General features: G+C 64.6%; 15 protein-coding genes and 2 pseudogenes. 9 read left to right on the top strand and 8 right to left on the bottom strand.

Annotation, left to right across the window (positions count from 1 at the left end; genetic code table 11):
* Window positions 1–523: 523 nt before the first annotated feature.
* The 3 genes from EHF44_RS27100 to EHF44_RS27090 all read right to left on the bottom strand — a co-directional run bounded on the left by EHF44_RS27100 (window position 524) and on the right by EHF44_RS27090 (window position 5,476).
* Window positions 524–3,646 carry an efflux RND transporter permease subunit gene (locus EHF44_RS27100; protein ID WP_124686871.1) on the bottom strand — a complete coding sequence of 1,041 codons (3,123 nt, stop codon included), beginning with the start codon at window positions 3,644–3,646 and terminating at the stop codon, window positions 524–526.
* On the bottom strand, window positions 3,643–4,758 hold the full coding sequence (locus EHF44_RS27095; RefSeq protein WP_124686870.1) for an efflux RND transporter periplasmic adaptor subunit: 1,116 nt from the start codon (window positions 4,756–4,758) through the stop codon (window positions 3,643–3,645). Before EHF44_RS27095 ends, EHF44_RS27100 begins: the two co-directional genes overlap by 4 nt.
* Before the next feature lie 97 nt (window positions 4,759–4,855).
* Entirely contained in the window at window positions 4,856–5,476 is a 621-nt protein-coding gene (locus EHF44_RS27090; protein WP_124686869.1) for a TetR/AcrR family transcriptional regulator, read from the bottom strand.
* An 84-nt stretch (window positions 5,477–5,560) separates the two neighbouring features.
* On the opposite strand from EHF44_RS27090, the gene EHF44_RS27085 reads away from it, so the two are divergent.
* From EHF44_RS27085 to nadC, 5 genes and pseudogenes are all read left to right on the top strand, one after another.
* A complete protein-coding gene (locus EHF44_RS27085) occupies window positions 5,561–7,021 on the top strand; it encodes an efflux transporter outer membrane subunit (RefSeq protein WP_124686868.1) in 1,461 nt (486 codons plus the stop codon).
* 93 nt (window positions 7,022–7,114) lie between these two features.
* Window positions 7,115–7,392: pseudogene (locus EHF44_RS28775) on the top strand (SDR family NAD(P)-dependent oxidoreductase); the annotation flags it as partial.
* Window positions 7,393–7,803: 411 nt separating this feature from the next.
* A pseudogene (locus EHF44_RS28770) lies at window positions 7,804–8,286 on the top strand (tyrosine-type recombinase/integrase).
* 225 nt (window positions 8,287–8,511) lie between these two features.
* Window positions 8,512–8,982, top strand: coding sequence for a MarR family winged helix-turn-helix transcriptional regulator (locus EHF44_RS27065; protein WP_253700484.1), 471 nt, complete (start codon window positions 8,512–8,514; stop codon window positions 8,980–8,982).
* A gap of 217 nt (window positions 8,983–9,199) precedes the next feature.
* Window positions 9,200–10,033, top strand: a complete 834-nt coding sequence (nadC, locus tag EHF44_RS27060) for a carboxylating nicotinate-nucleotide diphosphorylase (RefSeq protein WP_124686865.1) — start codon at window positions 9,200–9,202, stop codon at window positions 10,031–10,033.
* Between the two features lie 104 nt (window positions 10,034–10,137).
* Here the strand turns inward: nadC and EHF44_RS27055 are convergent, their stop codons facing one another.
* The gene (locus tag EHF44_RS27055; protein WP_124687069.1) at window positions 10,138–10,683 is read right to left on the bottom strand and encodes a MarR family winged helix-turn-helix transcriptional regulator; all 546 of its coding nucleotides are present in this window, start codon (window positions 10,681–10,683) and stop codon (window positions 10,138–10,140) included.
* Window positions 10,684–10,991: 308 nt separating this feature from the next.
* Here EHF44_RS27055 and phnN point away from each other — a divergent pair, with 308 nt between their 5' ends.
* The 3 genes from phnN (at window position 10,992) to EHF44_RS27040 (ending at window position 15,128) form a co-directional block, all read left to right on the top strand.
* A complete protein-coding gene (phnN, locus tag EHF44_RS27050) occupies window positions 10,992–12,785 on the top strand; it encodes a phosphonate metabolism protein/1,5-bisphosphokinase (PRPP-forming) PhnN (protein WP_124686864.1) in 1,794 nt (597 codons plus the stop codon).
* Between the two features lie 43 nt (window positions 12,786–12,828).
* Window positions 12,829–13,821: a tripartite tricarboxylate transporter substrate binding protein gene (locus EHF44_RS27045; RefSeq protein ID WP_124686863.1), complete on the top strand. Its 993-nt coding sequence runs from the start codon at window positions 12,829–12,831 to the stop codon at window positions 13,819–13,821.
* A gap of 257 nt (window positions 13,822–14,078) precedes the next feature.
* Window positions 14,079–15,128, top strand: coding sequence for a porin (locus tag EHF44_RS27040; RefSeq protein WP_253700482.1), 1,050 nt, complete (start codon window positions 14,079–14,081; stop codon window positions 15,126–15,128).
* Between the two features lie 43 nt (window positions 15,129–15,171).
* Here EHF44_RS27040 and EHF44_RS27035 read toward each other — a convergent pair whose 3' ends face one another.
* Window positions 15,172–17,361, bottom strand: coding sequence for a xanthine dehydrogenase family protein molybdopterin-binding subunit (locus tag EHF44_RS27035; protein WP_253700480.1), 2,190 nt, complete (start codon window positions 17,359–17,361; stop codon window positions 15,172–15,174).
* A gap of 108 nt (window positions 17,362–17,469) precedes the next feature.
* Here EHF44_RS27035 and EHF44_RS27030 point away from each other — a divergent pair, with 108 nt between their 5' ends.
* Complete coding sequence (locus EHF44_RS27030; RefSeq protein ID WP_124686860.1) at window positions 17,470–18,198, top strand: TetR family transcriptional regulator; 729 nt, start codon at window positions 17,470–17,472, stop codon at window positions 18,196–18,198.
* Here the strand turns inward: EHF44_RS27030 and EHF44_RS27025 are convergent.
* Genes EHF44_RS27025 through EHF44_RS27015 form a run of 3 tightly spaced genes read right to left on the bottom strand, consistent with a single transcriptional unit; the run spans window position 18,195 to window position 20,743 of the window.
* Window positions 18,195–18,833: an N-carbamoylsarcosine amidohydrolase gene (locus tag EHF44_RS27025; protein ID WP_124686859.1), complete on the bottom strand. Its 639-nt coding sequence runs from the start codon at window positions 18,831–18,833 to the stop codon at window positions 18,195–18,197. The genes EHF44_RS27030 and EHF44_RS27025 overlap by 4 nt on opposite strands.
* Entirely contained in the window at window positions 18,826–19,893 is a 1,068-nt protein-coding gene (locus EHF44_RS27020) for a 2,5-dihydroxypyridine 5,6-dioxygenase (RefSeq protein WP_124686858.1), read from the bottom strand. The genes EHF44_RS27025 and EHF44_RS27020 overlap by 8 nt, the downstream gene beginning before the upstream one ends.
* 22 nt (window positions 19,894–19,915) lie before the next feature.
* The gene (locus EHF44_RS27015; RefSeq protein WP_124686857.1) at window positions 19,916–20,743 is read right to left on the bottom strand and encodes an alpha/beta fold hydrolase; all 828 of its coding nucleotides are present in this window, start codon (window positions 20,741–20,743) and stop codon (window positions 19,916–19,918) included.
* Between the last annotated feature and the right edge of the window lie 4 nt (window positions 20,744–20,747).

Here is a 20,747-nt window from a genome sequence, read left to right as displayed (position 1 = left end):
CAATCCCACTGCAGCACGCCCGGTGAGTGCTAAAGATGCAAGTGCCAACCGTCAACGGCGGCCGCTATGCCTCTCGCCGTGTCGGCGTTCTTCATCGTGGCTGCCGAAGCGGCGGCCGGAACATGCAAGAAAGCCGGGAGGCTGAACGCGGCAGATTCGCCACATGAGGGAGGCGACTAGCCAGGCAGGATGGGTTGTACCTCGGCCCCGCAGAGGTGCCTGCATCGGACATCGGCCGGGAAGCAATCGGAAAAGTGGGAGGAAAAGCCCGCCCCAAGGTCGAGAGAGCCACGGAGACAAAAAATGGGCGGGCGCGTGCAAACAAAATTTGTCTCTGCTTACGTAGCTTCCCTCATCGCAGCGACGAATTCAGGGCCAATCTGTAACTTGTCGAACCGCGGGGCGGGGGGGGGGCGGCTCCGTGCCAATGTTGAGCGGATCGAAGAGTCCCTGCCTCGATGCGCCGCCTTTAAGCTTCCAACTTGTCCACAATGTGGGAAGGAAATGCCCAGGCTAGTCAGCACTATTCGGGTAGCAGTTGTCCGTCGGACTTCATAGCCGAATGTCGAGCGCGCCGCGCATCGGCTGCATTGCTCGGGTGAATCCTGAACCAGATGGAGTACATGGCCGGCAGAAACACCAGGGTCAAGATCGTCCCGGCAAACGTCCCGCCGATGAGCGTGTAGGCCAAGGCTCCCCAGAACACCGAATGGGTCAACGGAATGAAGGCCAGAATGGCGGCCAACGCCGTCAGAATAACCGGCCGCGCACGCTGGACAGTGGCTTCCACGACGGCCCTGAACGGGTCCAGCCCTTCGTCCTTGTTGTGTTGAATCTGGCCGATCAGGATCAGCGTGTTGCGCATCAGGATGCCCGATAGCGCAATCAGGCCGACCAGCGCGTTGATGCCGAACGGCTGTCCGAACAGAATCAGCGTGGGCACCACACCAATCAGGCCGAGCGGACTGGTCAGGAACACCATCACCATCGCCGGGATCGACCTCACCTGAAAGATGAGGATCAGCAGGGTTACCGCCAGCATGATCGGGAACAGCGGCAGCATGGCTTTCGTCGCTTTCCCCGATTCTTCAATGGAGCCTGCTTGTTCAATGCGGTATCCGCCGGGCAGTTTGTCGATGATCGGTTGAAGCTGCTTGCTGATGGCTGTCGATACGTCGGGCGGTTGCAGGCCATCGGCAATATCGCCGCGTACCGTGATGGTCGGCATGCGGTCGCGCCGGCGGATGATGGGCTCTTCCATGCGAACATCAATCTTGCCCACCTGCGAGAGCGGAATGCGTTGCCCGTTGGCGCCCGCCAACGTGAAATCCGCAATCCTGGCGGGGTCGAGTCGGGCCTCGCCGGCCGAGCGCGCAGTCACCTGTACGGTACGGATGTCCTCACGGACGGTCGTCACCGGAATGCCGTTGAGCAGGAATTGCAGCTGTTGTGCGACTGCGCTGGACGACAGTCCCACGGCTTGGAGGCGGTCCTGCTGCAAGGTGAAGTGCAGGGCCGGTACGCGTACCCCCCAGTCAGTGTTGACCGTGCGCATCATTGGGCTCGCGTCCATGACTTGCTGCACATCGCTCGCGATGCGGCGCAACGTTTCCGCTTCCGGGCCGGTCACCCGATAGGCAACCGGGAACGGCGAATAGGGACCGAACACGAGTTGAGTGACGCGCACGCGCGCTTCGGGCGCAAGGCCGTTGGCGATGGCCTTGCGCATGCGCTGCTTCAACGCATCACGCTCTTCCTGGCTATCGGTCCGGATCACGATCTTGGCGAACGACGGATCGGGCAACTCCGGGCCCATCGCCAGATAAAAGCGCGGCGCACCCTGGCCAACGTAAGCCGTCACGATCCTGGCTTCCTTCTGTTTGGCCAGCCACGTTTCGAGCTTGGCCGTGGCGGCGCTGGTCTGGTTGATCGAAGTGCCATAGGGCATCTGCACCTCGACCAGCACTTCGGGTCGATCCGAGATCGGAAAGAACTGTTTCTTGACCACCGCCATGCCTAAAATGGCGAAGACGAAGAGCCCGACAACCGAAGCCGCGACCAGCCATTTACGCGCAATCACACGCCCCAGCAGTGCACGGAAGCGGTTGTAGCGCGGGGTATCGTAAATCGCATCGTGCCCGCCCTCGACCTTCTTGAAGTCGGGCAGCATCTTCACCCCCAGGTAAGGCGTAAACACCACTGCAACAACCCAGGACGCAATCAGCGCAATGCCTACTATCCAGAACATGTTGCTGGTGTATTCGCCCGCGGTGGATCGCGCAAAGCCATTTGGCATGAAGCCGACAGCCGTCACGAGCGTGCCCGACAGCATGGGCGCCGCGGTGTGGCTCCAGGCGTAAGCGGAGGCGGCGACGCGGCTGTAACCCTCTTCCATCTTCACCACCATCATCTCGATGGCGATGATGGCGTCGTCCACCAAAAGGCCCAGCGCCAGGATCAAGGAGCCGAGGGTGATGCGATCGAAGTTCTTGCCTGTCGCAGCCATCACCACAAAGACCACGGCGAGTGTCAGCGGCACAGCGGCGGCGACTACCATGCCGGCGCGCCAGCCCATGCTGACGAAGCTCACCAGCATGACCACCAGCAGTGCGGCGAAGAACTTGAGCATGAACTCATCGACGGCAGCGCTGATGTTGACCGACTGGTCCGTCACCTTTGTCAGGCTCATCCCAAGCGGCATCTCGGCGTTGATGGTACCAACCTCCTTGTCCAACGCCTTGCCAAGGTCCAGGCCGTTCCATCCCTCGCGCATGACGATGCCCATCAGCAAGGCAGGTTGCCCGCCGTTGCGCACCGTGAAGGTTGCGGGGTCTTCGTAGCCGCGCTTGACCGTGGCAATGTCCGACAGCTTCAACGTGCGCCCTTGTGACACCACGGGCGTATCGCGGATCTTCTGCAGGCCATCGAACGCGCCATCCAGGCGGATGAAGACCTGCGGCCCCTTCGTTTCCACAAAACCCGCTGCCGTCAGGGCATTCTGGCTGTTCAGGGCGGCGAAGACGTCTTGCGGACTCACGCCGAGCGTCGCGAGCCTGTCATGTGAAAACTCGACGTAGATGCGCTCCGACTGCTCACCGATGATGTTGACCTTCTTTACGCCGGGCACGTGCAATAGCCGCTGGCGTAGCGTCTCCGCGTCACGCACGAGCATGCGTTGCGGCTCGCCCTTGGCCTTGAGCGCGAACAATGCAAAGGTCACGTCCGCATACTCGTCGTTGACCAGCGGCCCGATCACGCCGGGCGGCAGGTTGGCGATCTCGTCGCCCACCTTCTTGCGCGCCTGATAGAACTCGTCCTGCACTTCCGATGGTGGCGTGCTGTCCAGCAGGGTCAACGTGGTAAACGCCAGCCCCGGCCGGGTGTAGGTCTCCGTGCGGTCATACCAGCGCAGCTCCTGCATGCGCTTTTCGATCTTCTCGGCCACCTGGTCCTGCATTTCCTGCGCGGTGGCGCCCGGCCATGCCGTAATGATCGTCATGACCTTCACGGTAAACGCCGGATCTTCAGCACGGCCCAGCTTGAAGAAGGAAACGATGCCTGCCAGCGAGATCAGGCAGATGAGGAACAACGTAACGGCACGCTCACGCACGGCGAGTGCCGATAGATTGAAACGTCCGGGGCTCACAGTCGCACCCCTGCGATGGCAGCGCTGCCGCCCTGGCCAGCCACACGGACTTGCTGTCCTTCACGCAGCAGTTGCGCGCCGAGCGCGACGATCCGGTCCCCTTGCTTGAGCTGCCCCGCAACCTGAGCAGCTTCGTCGCCAAGGTGCACGATGGTGACGGATCGCCACGACACCGTGGCCGGATCCCCGTGGATGACCCATACGCCCGGCCCCTTGCCGGCGTCGAACACGGCGCCAAGTGGCACCTGCAGATCGCCTTGCGCAGTGGCCCGTGGATCGGGCACCTGGATGGTCACAGTAGCGCCCAGCGGCGCGTTGGCCAATTCACCGTCCAGCACATAGCGCGCTTCGAACGTGCGGGTCTGTCGATCTGCAGCATTCGAAAGTTGCCGGAGCTGGGCCGACACGCCGGTGTTGTTGCCACCGAAAAGCGTGGCCGTTGCAATAGATCCGATCGCCGGCCGCAGCGTTTCGGGCAATTGGACAACCGCTTCGCGGCGGCCAGCGTGCGCCAGGCGTACAACGGCCTGCCCCGCATTGACGACCTGGCCGCGTTCTGCCAGCGTTTCCATGACAACGCCATCGCCATCGGCAACCAGCTCGGCGTAGCGGCTGGCGTTACGTGCCACGTCGGCCTGTGCCTCCGCTGCGCTGAGTTGAGCGCGTGCCGCATCGGCAGCGGCCTTTGCCTGGTCGTAAGCGGAGGCGGAAATAGCGCCCGTGCCGCGCAGATCGCGATAACGGGCTTCGTCCTCCGCCGTCTGCTTCGCACGGGCCCGCGCAGCGGTCACGGCTTCTTGCTGGGCGTGAGCCGCTAGCAGCAGGTCGACGGGGTCAATTCGCATCAGTGGCTGCCCCCGCTTGACGGTCTGTCCGGCATCCACCAGGCGTTCCAGCACCTTGCCCGACACGCGGAAGCCTATGTCGCTCTGCACTCTGGCAGCGATGATCCCCGTGAAAGCACTTGATGGAGTGCCAGCCAGCTGGACGAGCGCGGTGCGCACCAACGGCGCCTCCGTGCGTGGATCATAAGCGGCCTTTTCGCCGCAAGCGGTCAATGCGAGCGGCAACGCCCAAATGACGGTGAAAGTAACAAAGCGGCGCAAAAGCATGAAAGCCCCATCGATAGGGATGGCTGGGGTTTCATTTTGGGTTCTTGTGACCTATTTAGTCAATAGTCACAAAGAAAAGCTGGTCGGAATTTGACCGTCAGGGGGAAAGACTCCTAAGCACGAGGCTGGAGAGCAGCCCGGGAGCAGTGTCCGTGTAGTCGAGGTTCTGCTGCAAAAGCAGAGGATTCATGTACGGGCGCATCACCAGGTAGATGGCGCTCGTGGCTTCGTCCAACGGCGTCTTGCGCTCGAAGTCTCCGGTTTCCCGACCCTCCTGCAACACCGCCCGCACTACCTTCTGGATGCGCTCCTCGTAGGCGAGTACTGCCCGCCACCGTTCGGTCGCTGCCGAGGCGGCGATCTCGTACAGCTTGCGGTCGCGGGAGAACAGTCGAAGACTGGCCTCCGTCACGGTTCTGAAAAGCCGCCGGAGCTTGTCGGGCGGTGACTCGGCTTCTGCGAGAGCAGCGCTGACCTCGGCCTCGATCTCGCGCAGGCAGTTCGCGCAAATCATCTCGCCGATGGCCTGCTTGGACTCGAAGAACTTGTAGATATAGGCCTTGGAGAAACCAATGGCTTTGGCCAGATCGGAAACAGTGGTCTTTTCGTAGCCGTAGCGGCTGAAGTGCTCGGTGGCGGCCGCCACGATTTGGTCTCGCACGTCATGGTCCACAGGACCGCGAGCGGGAGCGGGAGCGGGATAAGGGGTGGAGTTCATGGGCTCCAGCTTACGCCAGTCGGGAAAGTTGAACAACTTGTGACTATTTTGTATTATAGTCACCAGATATCCCGAGGAAAGCTTATGTTGCCCAAACGCTACCTTGCGTCTCTCGTCGTTGCTAGCCTAGCAACCGGTTGCGCTGTCGGCCCAGATTACATGGAGCCCGACGTGTCAGTTCCGCGACGTTTCGAGGGACAGACCGCCGTGGAGCAGCGTCCCGCCAACGCCGGAGCCGATCTGTCCGCGTGGTGGGTCGGGTTCCATGACCCGCAACTGACAGGTTTCGTGCACCTCGCGCTGGAACGAAACCTGGATCTCGCACAGGCATTCGCCCGCGTAGAACAGGCCCGTGCCGGCCTCGGTGCCGCAAATGCGGCGTTGCTGCCCTCCGGGAACGTCGGTGCCGACGCCGCACGGGCATACCGTTCCGTCGAAATGCCGTTAGGCAGAGTCCTGAATGCGCAGCCCGGTTTTGACCGATACGGCAATGCCTTTGAGGCTAATGTCAACGCGAGTTGGGAGGTGGACCTATTCGGCGGACTGCGTCGCGGCAGGGAAGCAGCGCTCGCCGAATACCAGGCCTCCAAGGCCGGTGCAAATGCCACGCGGCTGGCCGTCGCCGCACAAACCGCTGACATCTACATCACTGTCCGTGGCTTGCAGGCGCGCCTGAAGGTGGCGCGTCACCAGGTCCAGACGCAGGAAGAACTGCTCTCCACCATCAACCTGCTGTACGGCAAGGGGCTGGCGGCCGAGCTTCAAGTCAGGCAGGCCGAAGGCGCGCTGGCCCAGGTTCGCGCGTCGATCCCCCAACTTGAAGTCGGCTTGGATGCAGCGATGAACGCGCTCGACGTGATACTTGGCGCGCTGCCGGGGGCACATCGCGCGGAGTTGGGACAAGACGGCGATATCCCGGCCGCTCCACAGATCGCGACCAGCGGATCGCCGGGCGAATTGCTGAGGCGCCGGCCCGACCTCATCGTTGCCGAGCGCCGCCTGGCGGCTTCCAATGCGCGCATTGGCGCCTCCATTGCGGAGTTCTACCCGAAGTTCTCGATCAGTGGCCTGATCGGCAGCGCCACATCTGTGGGCGCCGGAAGCCTGTTCGGCAGCGGTGCCAGTCAGTATGCCGGCGTGCTCGGCCTGCGCTGGCGCCTGTTTGACTTCGGCCGCATCAATGCGCAAATCGATCGGGCCAAGGGGGAAGAAGCTGAAATGCTGGCCGCGTACCGACTCGCCGTGCTGCACGCTACGGAAGACGTGGAAAACGCCTTCTCTGCCCTGGTCAAGCGCGAAGAGCAGGCAGCTTTGCTCACACAAGGCGTCAATTCTCTCAGCCGCGCGCGTAATGCTTCTTTTGCCGCCTATCAGAAAGGCGTGGTCAGCCTGATAGAAGTCCTGCAGGCCGACGAGAACCTGTTGCGTGCGTCAGATGCGCGCGTCCAGGCACAAACGGAGTCGGCACGCGCTGCTGTCGCGGCATTCAAGGCACTGGGCGGTGGCTGGCAGCCTGACGAATCGACCGCGGTTGCAGGCCGATAGTCCCTCCGTGAATGTGGCTGGGGTTCCAGCGCCGCGCGCTTCGAAATACCCGAGTTTCCGCGTCTCGCCTTATCCATTCAGAAGGAAACCTCCATGTCCAATTCCAAAGTTGTCGTGATTACCGGTGTATCTTCTGGCATCGGCCGCGCCACCGCAGCGAAGAATGCGCTTCACGGCTGACGGGTATTCGGCACCGTGCGGGACCTCGCAAAAGCGCAGCCGCTGCCAAGCGTTGAACTGATCGAGTTGGATATCCGCGATCAAGCGTCCGCCTATTTGCGCGGGCCGAACGCATCGGTGTGCTGGTGAACAGTGCGGGCGTAACGCTGCTGGGCGCAACAATGCCAACGTTCTTGGAGTCAGCAATGTCCGAAACTGCCCCACACAAAATATTGGTCCTACGCTTCGGCTCTTCGGACCCTGCGGTGCCTCCGGTTGCACGTTAGGACGGTCAGTAACGCGTAATCCATGGAAATCTCCGGCCGTCACATGCTGCAATCCCCCTTAAGCTAAGGAGGTAAGCGATGGATGATCATACCCAGAAGCTCGTCTGCAAATGCGGGGCCCCCGTCCGGATTCGCGAAGTGCATTTCGAAGTCGGAGGCAATGAGGCCTTGGACTGGGTGCCATGTCCGCTGTGCTACCGGAAGCTCTACCAAATGAGCGTCGAAGGGGTCGTTTCAGCGGAGCTGGTTTCGGGGGCGGAGTGGGACTAGAAGGTTTCGGAGATCTGGGCCATCCGTAAGCGCTTGCAGCTCGGCGCTAACACGAGAGACTTGGCGATGTTCAACCTCGCCCTCGACAGCAAGCTGCGCGGGTGCGACCTGATTCGCCTCCGAGCTCAAGATATCAGTGTAGGAAGCCAGGTTGGCATGCGTGCAACGGTCATGCAACAGAAGACGCATCGACCCGTGCAGTTTAAGATTACTGGACAGACTCGGGAATGCTTCCAGGCTTGGATGCGTGCGACGTGGCTGAGCTGCGGCGACTTCCCTATTTCCCAGTCGGTTGCTTTCCTCGCCCCACCTATCGACCCGACAGTATGCGCGATTGTTTCATCGGTGGGTGGCGTCGATCGGCCTCGATACTTTCGCTTCGGGACGCATTCAATCCGGCGAACTGGGTCTCTTTAATCTACCGACGGACCCGGAACCTAGGAGCCGTCCAACTGCTCCCTCGATCATATAAAGCTCGAGAGCGCCGTCAGGTATTTGGGGATTGAGGTTGATGACGCTTCGAAGGTTGCAGAGCAAACCGGAGTCTGACCTTACATCCGGCCGGCAGGCGATCGACGTCACCGGCAGAGTGTACCGGTTCAACCGGAAATCGCGAGAGCAGGTGGTTATTGCTGCGGTGACCGAGGCGTTCTAGGCAAGGTCTTACCGGAGCGCGGAACGATTCCCGGCCGGAAAGGCGTACCGCAGGTATACTTCGCGGCATCGCCGATTCGCCGTCCGTCATCCGTGAACAGCCAAAGCTTCGACCCGCGCGTGAACGACCATTACGATTTCACGGAACAGGTGGGACACCTCCTGCGCCGGGCCTATCAACGGCACGTCGCCATCTTCCAGCAGACCATTCCTGATTCCCAGCTCACGGCCGGTCAGTTTGTGGTGCTTTGTGCCGTGCAGGAGCAAGGATCGTGCTCCCTCAGCGAGATTGCCCGCGCCACGGCCATCGATCAGGCCACCGTGCGCGGCATTATCGAGCGCCTGAAGTCCCGCGAGCTGATCGTGGTGTCCCACGACGCGCGCGACCGACGCAAGGTGGTGGTGCTGCTGTCTCCTGCCGGACAGGCTCTGATCGACGAAGTGGTACCGTTTGCGCAGGACATCACCGAGCGTACCATGGGCGGCCTGAACCCCGCTGAACGCGTGGCGCTGCTCTATCTGCTGCGCAAAATGAGCGAACTAGACGACCTGCGGCCGGACGTCACCGCCGAATCCGACAGCCCGGCCTGATCACCAGCCACCAGCCACCCGACGGGCCGCGCGGACCGCCCGTCGCCCTTCCCTTCCCTTTGCTCCCTGCCCCCGAGAATCCTTCCGGACGTCGCCGCTTCAATTTATCTTAGAGATCGAATTATTATTGACATGGCCGCGCCAGGCGCTAGTATTACGTCATGTACTTCGATGTCTAAGATTTCGATGTGCGACAACCCCGCTAAGGAGCCCACCCATGTATGACATTTTCGCCACGGACAAGCTGATCGACCTTTGGCTGACCGAGGACATCGGCATCTGCGACCTGACGGTCCAGACCATGATCGAGCCCGGGGAGACCGGCTCGTTCTGCATGAACGCGCGGGAGCCGATGCGCATTGCAGGCATCGACGTCGCCGCCCGGATCTTTGCGCGCTACGATCCGTCGCTTTCCATCGACGTGCGCGTGGTGGACGGCGACAAGGTCGAGAAAGGTGCGATCCTGCTTAACGTGAGTGGCAATGCCCGCAGTGTGCTGACGGCCGAACGCACGGCGCTGAACATCATGCAGCGGCTCTGCGGCATCGCCAACCACACGGCCACGTACGCTCAGGCCATCGCGCACACCAAGGCGCGCCTGATCGACAGCCGCAAGACCACGCCGGGCTTGCGAGCGCTGGAAAAGCATGCCGTCACGTGCGGCGGCGGGCTGAATCACCGCCTGAGCCTGGACAACGGCGTGATGATCAAGGACAACCACATCGCGGTGTGCGGCAGCATTGCAGCCGCCGTCGAGCGCGTGCGCCGCAAGCTCCCTGTGCTGACCAAACTGGAAGTGGAGTGCGACCGGCTCGAACAGGTGCACGAAGCCCTGGCGGCCGGTGTGGACGTCATCATGCTGGACAACATGTCGGTGCCCGACATGAAAGAGGCAGTGCAGATCGTCAACGGCCGGACTAAGGTCGAGGCGTCCGGCGGTATCCGGCTCGAAACGATCCGTGCCGTGGCGGAAACCGGCGTCGACTACATCTCAACGAGCAAGATCACCCAGTCGGCCCCGGCCGTCGACATCGGGCTCGACGAAGCCTGACAGCCACCTGTTGATTGTCGCGCCTTCCACCCGAGAAGGCTTCACCCTCGCCGGCCCGCCGGCCGAGGGCCTTTTGCATTGGCTTCGGGACAGCCGCGACGATCCTAGAGATCGGCCAGCAGACGTCCGACTTCTTGCGTGGACGGCACGCGCCGACCCCGCTCGGCCAGCGCCATTTCGTCGGCCACCAGGCGCTGCGCGATCGTTATCAGCACGCGGCGCGTGGTCAGCACATCCTCCTCGCTGACCCCCTCCACGCTCAATGTATTGACCTCGGTCGCCAGCGGCTCCAGCTTGCGCCGCAGGGCTCGCCCTGTCTTGCTCAGGAACACGTGCACCTTCTTCTTGTTGCCCGGCAGGTGCGTGCGCTCGACATAGCCGAGCGCTTCGAGCGCCTTGACGGCAGCGAACGTGGTGGGCTCCGTCACGCCGGCGCGTTCGCTGAGCTCGCGTTGCGACAGGCCGTCGTGTCGCCACAGGATCCGCAGGATGGTCCAGTGGCCATACGACACCGAATGCTCGGCCAGGCGCAACTGCAGCGCGCGGATATACGCTCGGGCCGCGTCCTTAACCAGATGGGCAAGGCGTTCTTCCTCGATCTCGTCGGAAGGCGTGATGGAGACAGGACTATCCGGCTTTCTTGTGGCCATGGCGTAAGCGGGTAATGACAAAGGCAGCGCACATGATAGCGCCTCCGGCATGACATCGCCGCGCGCTCCCGCTTGACATCGATGTAGCGCTCACAACATCAGTGCGCCGTGCGCGCTGCTGAGGCATGGGGCACCGAGGGCGCGCATGGCGCCCTGCGCGTTTTCCCTGAGAAACGGCCGGATCCGGCGTACACACTGGATTTGCGGGAGCTGGCCCGTCCCTTGCATTAACTTAGACATCGAACTTTTCTTGACAGCGTTTCGGCCGGTGCTAGCATAAGCCTACAACTTCGACGTCTAAGTTAATCATGAAAGAGACCGGCACATTTTTTCTTGTGGTAGGCCCCAGCGGCGCGGGCAAGGACTCCCTGATCGATGGTGCACGCGCGATTCTCACCAGCGGCTACCGGTTCGCGCGGCGGGTGATCACGCGGCCGACCGGTTCTCCGGGAGAGGATCACGAAAGCGTATCCGACCTGGAGTTTGCGCATCGCCAGGAGGCTGGCGAGTTCCTGGTCACGTGGGACGCTCACGACTTGCGTTATGGCCTGCCCACCGCGCTTTTGGACACGCTGGCCACCGGTGTGCACGTCATTGCCAACGGCTCGCGCAGCGTGGTGGCGGAGCTTGCGGCCCGGCTGCCCCGCTTTACCGTGGTGATGGTGACCGCTCCACATGACGTGCTGGCCCAGCGCATCGCGGCGCGTGGCCGCGAATCGGGCGAAGCGGTGGCGCGGCGGGTCGCACGCCAGGCGATGCCGCTGCCGGATGGCGTGCGCTGCATCACTGTATCGAACGACAGCACACTCGAAGTGGGCGTGGCTCGCTTTGTCGAAGCGCTGCGGCAAGGCGCGCCCAGTGGTACTCCGCCAGTCAGCCACCTCAACCTACGCGCGAAGATTCGTGGCGATGCGCTGGACGAGGCCGCCTATGTGGCCGTGTTGCGCGACGCCATCGCTGGCCGCTACACCGAAGCCGAGTTGACCCAGTTCTTGATCGGCGCCACGGCCAGCCTGAGCGACGCCGAGGTGGTGGCACTGGCCCGCGCGCGCACAGCCTTTACGCCGCGCATCGATTGGGACGAGCCGCTGGTGGTGGACAAGCACTCGCTGGGCGGCGTCCCCGGCAGCCGCATCACGCTGATCCTCGTGCCCATCGTCGCGGCGTACGGACTGGCGATGCCCAAGACGTCGTCGCGCGCCATCACCTCGGCGGCCGGCACGGCGGACGCGATGGAAACCGTCGCTCGCGTGGACCTGACGCAGGCAGATGTGCGCCGCTGCGTGGCCCAGGCGCGCGCCTGCATCGCCTGGAACGGCCGCCTTAATCACTCCATCGTCGACGACGTGATGAACGCGATCACGCGGCCGCTGCAGCTCGACTCGCGGCGCTGGTCGGTGGCATCGATCTTGTCGAAGAAGTACACCGCCGGGGCCACCCACGTCATGGTCGACCTGCCCTACGGGCCGCAGACCAAGATGGCTAGCCGCGCCGACGCCGAGGCGCTGGGCGCCCTCTTCGAGCAGGTTGGCAAGGGGCTTGGCCTGCACGTGCGCGCGATCGCCACCGACGGCAGCCGGCCCATCGGCCGTGGCATCGGCCCCGCACTGGAAGTGCGCGACGTCATGCAGGTCCTCGACAACAACCCGGCGGCCCCAGCGGACCTGCGCGCCAAGGCGCTGCGCTTTGCCGGCGAGATCATCGCCTTCGACCCGCGCGTCGGTTCGGCCGAACAGGGCCTGGAAATTGCGACGCGCTTGCTTGCGTCGGGCGAGGCGAAGGCCGCTTTCGATCAAATCGCCGCGGCACAGGGTCGCCATGCGGCGCCAGTGCTGCCCAGTGCCCTCGTCCACGAGATTCGCGCCGAACGCGCCGGCCGCGTGGCCTCCATCGAGGGCGTGCAGGTGTCTGGCGTGGCCCGCGCTGCAGGCGCACCGCGCAACGCCGGTGCCGGCCTAGACCTACTGTGCACGATTGGCGCGCATGTGGAAGTGGACCAGGCGCTGTACCGAATCCACGCCGCGTCTCCCGAGGCGCTGGCAGCCGCCGTGGCGCTGGCCTGCGGCGAAGGCGCTGACGCGATACGCATCGACCCCGATTGACCGGCTTTCCCCTTTCCTTCAACCTAACCGACGAGGTAAACACATGAGACCCCTATCCGTCGTCAGCAGTCTGGCATCGCTGCTGTTCGTGGCTGGTACGCTTGGCACCCTGCCCGGTCGTGCGCAGGCCAACATTGCGAGCGCGTTTCCCCAGAAACCGATACGCGTGGTCGTGACGTTTCCGGCTGGCGGCGGCACCGACGCGCTTGCGCGGCTGATTGGCGCCGACTTGAGCAAGTCGCTGGGCCAGCCCGTGGTGGTCGACAACCGCCCCGGCGCGAGCGGCAATATCGGCGCGGAGTTCGTGGCCAAAAGCCCGGCGGACGGCTACACGCTACTGATCGTCAACAGCAGCTTTGCGATCAACCCGAGCGTCTTCAAGAAGCTACAGTTCGACCCCAAGGGCGACTTCAGCGCCGTCATCACCTTTGCCTCGGTGCCTTCGGTGATCGCGGTGCCGTACCAGTCGAAGCTGCGCACGTTCAACGACCTGCTCGCCGCCGGCAAGAGCGGCACGCCGCCCAGCTACGCCTCGTGCGGCAATGGCACGCCGCAGCATCTGGCCGGCGAACTGCTGAAGGTCTCCGCTAGAATGGAAATGCTGCATGTGCCCTACAAGGGTTGCGCGCCGGCCATTGCCGATGTGCTGGGCGGTCAGGCCGACGTCAGCGTCAACACCCTGACCAACACGGTGCCCTATCTAAAGAGCAACAAGCTGCGCGCTTTGGCCGTTACGTCCAAGACCCGCTCGCCGTTCCTGCCCGACGTACCAACCGTCAGCGAACTGGGCCTGCCGGGCTACGACGTTGACCAATGGTTCGGCATTCTGGCGCCTGCCCATACCCCGCCCGACATCGTGCAGAAGCTTAATGCCGAGATCGCGAAGGCGGTGGCCCGGCCCGAGACCAAGGCCACGCTGGCGCAGCTTGGCTTTGCCACCACGACCAGCACCCCGGCCGAGTTCCAGAAGCTGGTGACCAGTGATATCGATCGCTGGCAGAAGTTCGCGACAAAGATCAACCTGCTGGTCGACTGACCCGCCGGGTCACCGCCCAGGTCACAGCAGGCCGACCCCTTTTTTCCCCCTTCCTCCGCAACGTCACGCCTCGGGCGCCACGCCAGCCCCCGTGAAAGCGCGTTCGTCCCTGCGATCTGGACCTAACGTCCAGACGTCGGGGGGCTGCGCGCCGAGTTCCCGTGACGTACGGAGGAAGTCAGGGCATCTCCAACCGTCATACCAATACAATGAGCCAATCACGCCTTTCTCTTCGGCATGTCGCGCTAGCCGCGGCCATGCTCGCCGCGCCGGCGACACACGCGCAATCGTCGGTCACGCTGTACGGGGTAGCCGACGCCGGCATCGAGTTTCTAACCCATGCCGATGCCGCCAACCGCAGCCCGACGCGCATGGCGTCCGGCAACTTGTCCGGCTCACGCTGGGGCATCCGCGGCACCGAAGACCTCGGCAACGGCCTGCAGGCGCTGTTCGTGCTGGAGAGCGGCTTCGACATCGACGCCGGCACGTCCGCCCAGGGCGGACGCCTGTTCGGGCGCCAGGCCTACTCGGGCCTGTCATCGCCGTACGGGCGCGTCACGCTGGGCAGGCAGAACAACATCCTGTATGACATCCTGATCAACTACGACGCCATGGCTGTGTCCCCGCGCTATTCCATTTTCATGATGGATACGATGACCGCCGGCCGCTACGACAACACGGCCAAGTATGTCGGCAAATTCGGCGGCCTCACGGTGACGGGACTTTATGCGTTCGCGCGCGGTACGTCGCTGTCGGGCGGCGGCATGGCCAGTGAAGTAGCCGGGAATCCGCAGAGCGACCGGGCAATCAGCGGCGGCCTGGAATACAACGCGGGCAACGTCGGGATGACGGTGATCTACGACATGCAGCAAGGCACCACCGGCATAGCGGGCCAGAATCCGTCCCAGAAGGACCAGCGTCTGGCTGTTGCCGCGACCTACAAGCTCCCCAATGCCAAGGTGTACGCGGGGTACCGCTGGCTTAACGGCAACATTGGCACGACGGCCACCGTGCCTTCGCGCCGCGCGGACCTGTACTGGATTGGCGTGGGATACCAGCTCACGCCGGCGCTATCGTTCAGCGGTGCGGCTTATCTGCTGGATGACCGGCGCGGCAATGGCAACGCGTGGAGCGCCGCGCTGCTGATCGACTATGCTTTCGCCAAGCGCACGGACGTCTATGCGCAGGCTGCCTATGTACGCAACGACGACGGCGCGCGCATCGGCCTCAACGGGCCGGCGACGACCATCGGGCTGCCCGGCACCAACCAGCTAGGCGCGGTGGTCGGCATCCGCCATAAGTTCTGAGCACTTGCCTCGTTTTCTTCGCAAGACGGGAACGGGGCATCGGTTACACGGCTGCAAAGGGGCTGGAACACGCTTGCCGGAGCACCTCCGGTGTGAAGGGCGCCCGCGTCAGGCGGACGCCGGTGGCATCGAACAGCGCGTTGGCAATTGCCGGCGCACCGGGCAGCGATGCAGATTCCCCAGCGCCTAGGGGACTCTCCCCCTGGCGGGGCATCAGCAGAACGTCGATGTCGGGCAGATCGGTGAAGCCAGCGATGGGATAGCTGCCCCACTCGCGGCTGGCTACGCCCTGGGTATCGAACCGCACCTGCTCGCGCAGCACGCGGCTCAGGCTCTGCACCACGTTGCCATGAATCTGGTGGCGCACGCCGTCCGGGTTCACCATCATGCCGGTGTCCTGCCCCACATGCAGCCGCGTCACGCCTACGTTGCCGGTGGCGGGGTCCACCTCCACGTCAACGATCCAGGCCGCCCAGGCGGCGCCGAAGCCAGGGAACTTGCTGTGGATATAGCGGGCATAGGCAATGCCGCGCCCGCGCAGCAGGCCGTCCGCCCCAGGCTGTCCGCGTGATCCGCGTATGCCCTCGTGCCACCCGGCGGCCTGCGCCAGTGCCACCAGCAGTTCGCAGGCGCGGGTGTCGGGCAGATGCCGCAGGCGGAACGCCAGCGGATCGGCGCCGCACTGGTGCGCCAGTTCATCGATGAAGGACTCGTGCGCGAAGGTATTGGGTAGCGCGGACACGCCGCGCAGCCAGGATGCGCGCGCAATAGCAGGCGTGTCGTCACAGGCGATGTCCATCGCGCGATAAGCGTAGGGGGGCACGGAGGTACGGTCGCCCATCTCCAGCATCCGCGGCGATGACGGCACCCGCCCGGTCAGCAGCAACGCCAGCACCGGCGCGTCATTCGACGGATAGCGCGTCAGGAACTCGTAGGCGGTCAGCGCGCCGTCGGCTTCCGCACCGCCGCGCACGTCCATCAACTGCGCCGCGCCCTTGGGCTCCCAGAGATGCTCCTGTTCGCGGCTGAGCTGCACGCGTACTGGGCAGCCCACGGCGCGCGACAGCAGCACCGCGTCGGCAGAGACGTCGTCAGCGCAGTTGCGGCCATAGCAGCCGGCGGCCTCCATCCGCACTACCTCGATGGCGCCTTCGTTCAGACCCGTCAGGCGCGCCATGTCGATACGGAGTACATGCGGATTCTGTGTCCCCGACCAGAGCGTCAGCCGGCCGTCGCGCCAGTCTGCCACCGCGCACGACGGCCCGATTGAGCCGTGCATCTGGTAGGGCCAGACATAGGTCCTTTCCAGCCGACGCGCGCTGGCGGCCAGTGCCGCGGAGGCTTCGCCGGTCTGCAGCAACGCGCGGCGGCGTGCCGGTGCCGCGCGCAGCGCCGTTTCGGGCGCGTTCAGATCCGGCAACGGTGGCACCGGCTTCCATCGCACCTTGAGCCGCCGCGCGGCCTCGATGGCCTGCTCCTCGCGCTCGGCCACCACCCCAACGAAATCGCCCTCGGCGTAGACCCGCACCAGCCCCGGTACCGACGCCACCGACGCCTCGTCGACGTCGATCAGGCTCGTGCCGACGAAGTCGCCGCTGTCGCGACCGGCGTAAGGCGGCCGGATGACGCGACCGTGCAGCATGCCCGGCAAACGCACGTCGTGCACGAACGTCAGCTCGCCGGTGGCCTTGGCCGGGATATCGACGCGCGGCGCGCTGCGACCCACCACGCGGTACTGGTCGGCCGGCTTGGTCGGCACGTCGTCGGCCAGCGGCAGTTCGATGTGCTCGCCGCCGAGCAGCGCTGCCAAGTCCACCGTGCCTCCGTCGGCCCGTTTGACGAGCCAGGCGCGGGCCTGTGCGGCCGCCCGGCGCAGCGGCAGCGACGAAATCTGAATCGACGCGCTGGCAATGGTGGGCCCTTGATTAGGCGTGGCTTCGGTATGGCCCAGCACCATGGTGACCGTGTCCGGTTCGACGTCGAGTTCTTCGGCCACGATCTGCGCCAGCGCCGTGCGGATCCCGGTGCCCAGGTCGACGTGGCCGTTGAAGGCCAGAATTTGGCCCGAGGCGCGGATCGCGATGAAGATGTCAGGCAGGTCGGAGACGAAATCAGAGGCGGCGCCGGGCTGGCCCGACGACGGGCGCGGCGCCGCGGCCGCCGGCCGCGTTACCAGCAGCACGCCGGCCTCTCGGAACAACGTTTCACGCAATGCGCGGGGTGTCTCTGACATCGTTCGTCCTTCCATGCCGCACGCTCATGATGCGCGGCTATACTGGCAACCGCGCCGGCGTACAGGTCCGCCGGCGCCTTGTTGGAATTCTTCCGGACTACGGCCCGCATGCCCAAAGACACGAACACCGCGCCCGCCCGCCCCGGTACCCGCGCCCGCCAGGCTCAAGACACCCGCGCCAAGATCCTCAAGGCCGCCATCAAGGTCTTTGCGCAGCGCGGCTACGACGGCGGGCGCATCGAGAGTATCTCGTCGCTGGCCAATACGTACGACCGGATGATCTACTATTACTTCGGCAGCAAGGAGAAACTGTTCATCGAAGTGCTGGAGACCATCTACCTGCAGCTCAACGAGGCCGAGCAGCAACTCGTGCTGGACCCTGATGACCCGGTTCGCGCGCTGACGCAGCTCATCGACTTCGTCTGGCGATACTACCTTGACCATCCCGAGTTCGTCGCCATCCTCAACAGCGAGAACCTGAGCCGCGCGCGCCATGCCAGGAAGTCCGAGCGGCTCAACGAGATCTCGGGCTATGCGCTGTCGGTGCTCGACGGCATCCTGGCGCGCGGCATCGCGGCCGGCACGTTCCAGGCGGGCCTGACCGCGCGCGACGTGTACCTGATCATCGCGTCGCTGGGCTACTTCTACAACTCGAACCACCATACGCTGAGCGCTTTCCTGGGCGAGCCGATCATGCGCGCGGAGGCCGTCGCGCACTGGCGCGACGTCATCCAGCGTACCGTACTCAATGCCGTGTGCCATCGAGCCGAGATCCTGCCCGTGGAAGCCACGCGGGCGCCGCGCAGGCCGCGCGGCCGACCCCGCCGGGTGGCCTAGGCCGCCACGGCCTCCGCCGCGCCGATGGCCGACAGCGCGGCATCGCGCGGCATCACCATCGCGTACTTCTGCGACATGTCGAAGAGGTTCGCGTCGTGCGGACCGATGGCGCGGTCGCCAACGCAGTCGGACAGCACCAGCGGACGGAAGCCGTACGACATCGCGTCGACCACGCTGGCCCGCACGCAGCCGCTGGTCACGCAACCAGCCACCAGCAGCGTCTGCACGCCGCGCTGCGCCAGCCACGCGGCCAGCGACGTGCCGAAGAACGCCGACGGCACGGTCTTGCGCACCACCAACTCGCCGGGCGCCGGCGCAAGCTGCGGCACGATCTGGCTCGGCGCGCCGTCCTCCTTCAGCGTCAGCATGCCAGGCACCTTCAACGTGAAGATGTTGTGGTCAGCGTCGTCATCGGCAAACACGATCCGGCTGTGCGCCACGGGCCAGCCCATCCGTCGAGCGGTAGCCAGCAGCGGCTGCGTGGCGGCGATGGCCTCGGGGATGTTGCCACCGCCGAACACGGCCGGATCGGCAAAACCATTGACGAAATCGATGATCAGCAGGCCGTAGGGGGCCTTTAGTTCCATCGCCGTGCCAAAACCCTGGCGGCGGTACGTCTGTTCTTCTTCATGCATGAGCGGGCTCCTGGCTGGGATGGGTTGCGCCGTCCAGCACCTTGCCGGCGGCCACCACGGGCTCGCCGTCCAGCCTGACTGTGCAGCGGCGCAGCGGAATGTCGATATGGCAGGCCGTGGTGCGGCTGCCGCCTGCTTCGTTGTTCGGGCCGAACGAGCACAGAAAGTTGCCTTCGTAGGCTCGTGCGTCCATGCCGATGGTGGCTTCGCGGTCGTACATGGCCAGCGTCGACCAGCGGGCGCGCGGTTGCAGGCCCCAGCCAACGTGCGACATCGCATACGACTCGGGGTCGTTAAACGATGCCATATAGTCGGCCAGCAGCTCGGCATCCAGCCCGCCCTCGATGTTCGTCACGTAGCCGTTTTGCACGGTCACGTGGATCGGCTCCTGCACATAGGACTTCATTGGCAGCAGGATATCGCCGCGATCCAACACCAGGTGTCCGTTAGTGCCGCCCTCGTTTGGCCAGGTCAGCACGAAGCCGCTGGGCCAGTGGTCCCAGCGGCCGGGCTCGTCGACAAACCCGTACTCGCTGATGGCCGGGAACTCGCCCAGGTCGCAACGTAGATCTGTGCCCGCGTCAGAAGTGATGTGCATGGTCCGGGCTCCCGACAGCCGGGCGGTGGCGGCCTTGACGCGCACGCGGTCGGCTTCCGTGGGCACCAGTCGGACCAGCACTTCGGGCGGCTCCACGGCCAGCAGGATTCTGGTGCCCGTGGACAGGATGTCATGCTGCTCCGGCGAGAACAGCAGGGTCATCAGGTCCAGCACCAGGTCACTGGCCTTCAACGCTGCGATGGCGGCGGGGTTGCCGGTGAGCGGCGTGGTGCCCAGATAGGCCAGCGCGTCGCGGCTCAGCGCCTTTTCGCCGTTGACGGGCGGCAAGTCAAGCCGGTTGACGACGGCGCCCATCGACGCCGCCGCCACCAGCGCGGTGCGCAGCGTCTGCGGGTGGGTATCGGCCCCGGTCAGCACGGTGACGGTCTGCCCCGGCTCCAGTTTCGACAGCATAAGGACCTGCTTCCACGCGCAGGTCAGGTCATAGTCACTGACGGCCATGATGGGCTCCTTGCAGTTGGACTCAAGCGGCGAGCGGCGCGCCGAGGAAGTCACCGAAAGCCTGGTAGAAGCCGGGCTCGTTATCCCAGGGGATCATGTGGCCGGCGTCCGGCACCCGGGTTTCCAGCAGCCCCGGCCGCAGCGATTTCAGTTCCTCGACGTCCCCCGGCAGCACCACGTCCCCGCGCGCGGCCGTGATCAGCAGCGTCGGCACCTGCACATGAGGCAGGTCCGCGTGGATGTCGTCGGTATGAAAGCCCTCGAAACTGGCCAGCATCGCGCGCTCGTCGCAGGTATGCAGCCATTCGGCACGTAGCTGGCGCTGCTCCTCAGTCCACGTGGGGCAGAAGCGGCGCATGCCTTCGGCATCGATGCCCTGCATGGCCAGGCGGATTGAATCGACATACCACGGCAGTTGGGCCGGGTACGGCCGGCGGCCCGGGCCGGAGACCGGCGGGTCCACCATCACCAGCCGAGTCAGCCCAGCGGGCCGGGAGCGCGCGGCGCGGATGCCGATGCGGCCGCCCATGGAATGCCCGACGATCTGGTACCGGCTGAGCCCGAGCGCCTGGGCAAACGCGATCACGTCGGCGGCCTGCGCATCGAGGCTGTAGTCCAGTTCTGGCCCGGCGGAGGACAGGCCTCTGCCGCGCACGTCGAGGACGTAGGTATCGAAGCGGGTGCCAAACTGCGCGCCCACGAAGCCCCACGTGATGGCCGGGCTCGTGATGCCCGGCACAATGATGACGGCATCGCGCGCATCGCGGCCGTCACCGCTGCCGCCGTAGCGCAGGTAATGCTGGCGGATGCCGTTGGCGTGCACATTGCCGCCATACAGGAACATGCTCATGGTG

It is taken from the genome of Cupriavidus pauculus (assembly GCF_003854935.1).
GTDB lineage: Bacteria > Pseudomonadota > Gammaproteobacteria > Burkholderiales > Burkholderiaceae > Cupriavidus > Cupriavidus pauculus_C.
The sequence above is the reverse complement of the archived record's forward strand: the minus strand, read 5'-3'. Positions and strand labels throughout refer to the sequence as shown.

What these genes read in the sequence shown, in the direction of transcription:
- EHF44_RS27095 (WP_124686870.1), bottom strand. Translation starts at nt 4,758, where the DNA reads ATGCTTTTGCGCCGCTTTGTTACTTTCACCGTCATTTGGGCGTTGCCG.
- EHF44_RS27090 (WP_124686869.1), bottom strand. Translation starts at nt 5,476, where the DNA reads ATGAACTCCACCCCTTATCCCGCTCCCGCTCCCGCTCGCGGTCCTGTG.
- EHF44_RS27085 (WP_124686868.1), top strand. Translation starts at nt 5,561, where the DNA reads ATGTTGCCCAAACGCTACCTTGCGTCTCTCGTCGTTGCTAGCCTAGCA.
- nadC (WP_124686865.1), top strand. Translation starts at nt 9,200, where the DNA reads ATGTATGACATTTTCGCCACGGACAAGCTGATCGACCTTTGGCTGACC.
- EHF44_RS27055 (WP_124687069.1), bottom strand. Translation starts at nt 10,683, where the DNA reads ATGGCCACAAGAAAGCCGGATAGTCCTGTCTCCATCACGCCTTCCGAC.
- phnN (WP_124686864.1), top strand. Translation starts at nt 10,992, where the DNA reads ATGAAAGAGACCGGCACATTTTTTCTTGTGGTAGGCCCCAGCGGCGCG.
- EHF44_RS27045 (WP_124686863.1), top strand. Translation starts at nt 12,829, where the DNA reads ATGAGACCCCTATCCGTCGTCAGCAGTCTGGCATCGCTGCTGTTCGTG.
- EHF44_RS27040 (WP_253700482.1), top strand. Translation starts at nt 14,079, where the DNA reads ATGCTCGCCGCGCCGGCGACACACGCGCAATCGTCGGTCACGCTGTAC.
- EHF44_RS27035 (WP_253700480.1), bottom strand. Translation starts at nt 17,361, where the DNA reads ATGTCAGAGACACCCCGCGCATTGCGTGAAACGTTGTTCCGAGAGGCC.
- EHF44_RS27030 (WP_124686860.1), top strand. Translation starts at nt 17,470, where the DNA reads ATGCCCAAAGACACGAACACCGCGCCCGCCCGCCCCGGTACCCGCGCC.
- EHF44_RS27025 (WP_124686859.1), bottom strand. Translation starts at nt 18,833, where the DNA reads ATGCATGAAGAAGAACAGACGTACCGCCGCCAGGGTTTTGGCACGGCG.
- EHF44_RS27020 (WP_124686858.1), bottom strand. Translation starts at nt 19,893, where the DNA reads ATGGCCGTCAGTGACTATGACCTGACCTGCGCGTGGAAGCAGGTCCTT.
- EHF44_RS27015 (WP_124686857.1), bottom strand. Translation starts at nt 20,743, where the DNA reads ATGAGCATGTTCCTGTATGGCGGCAATGTGCACGCCAACGGCATCCGC.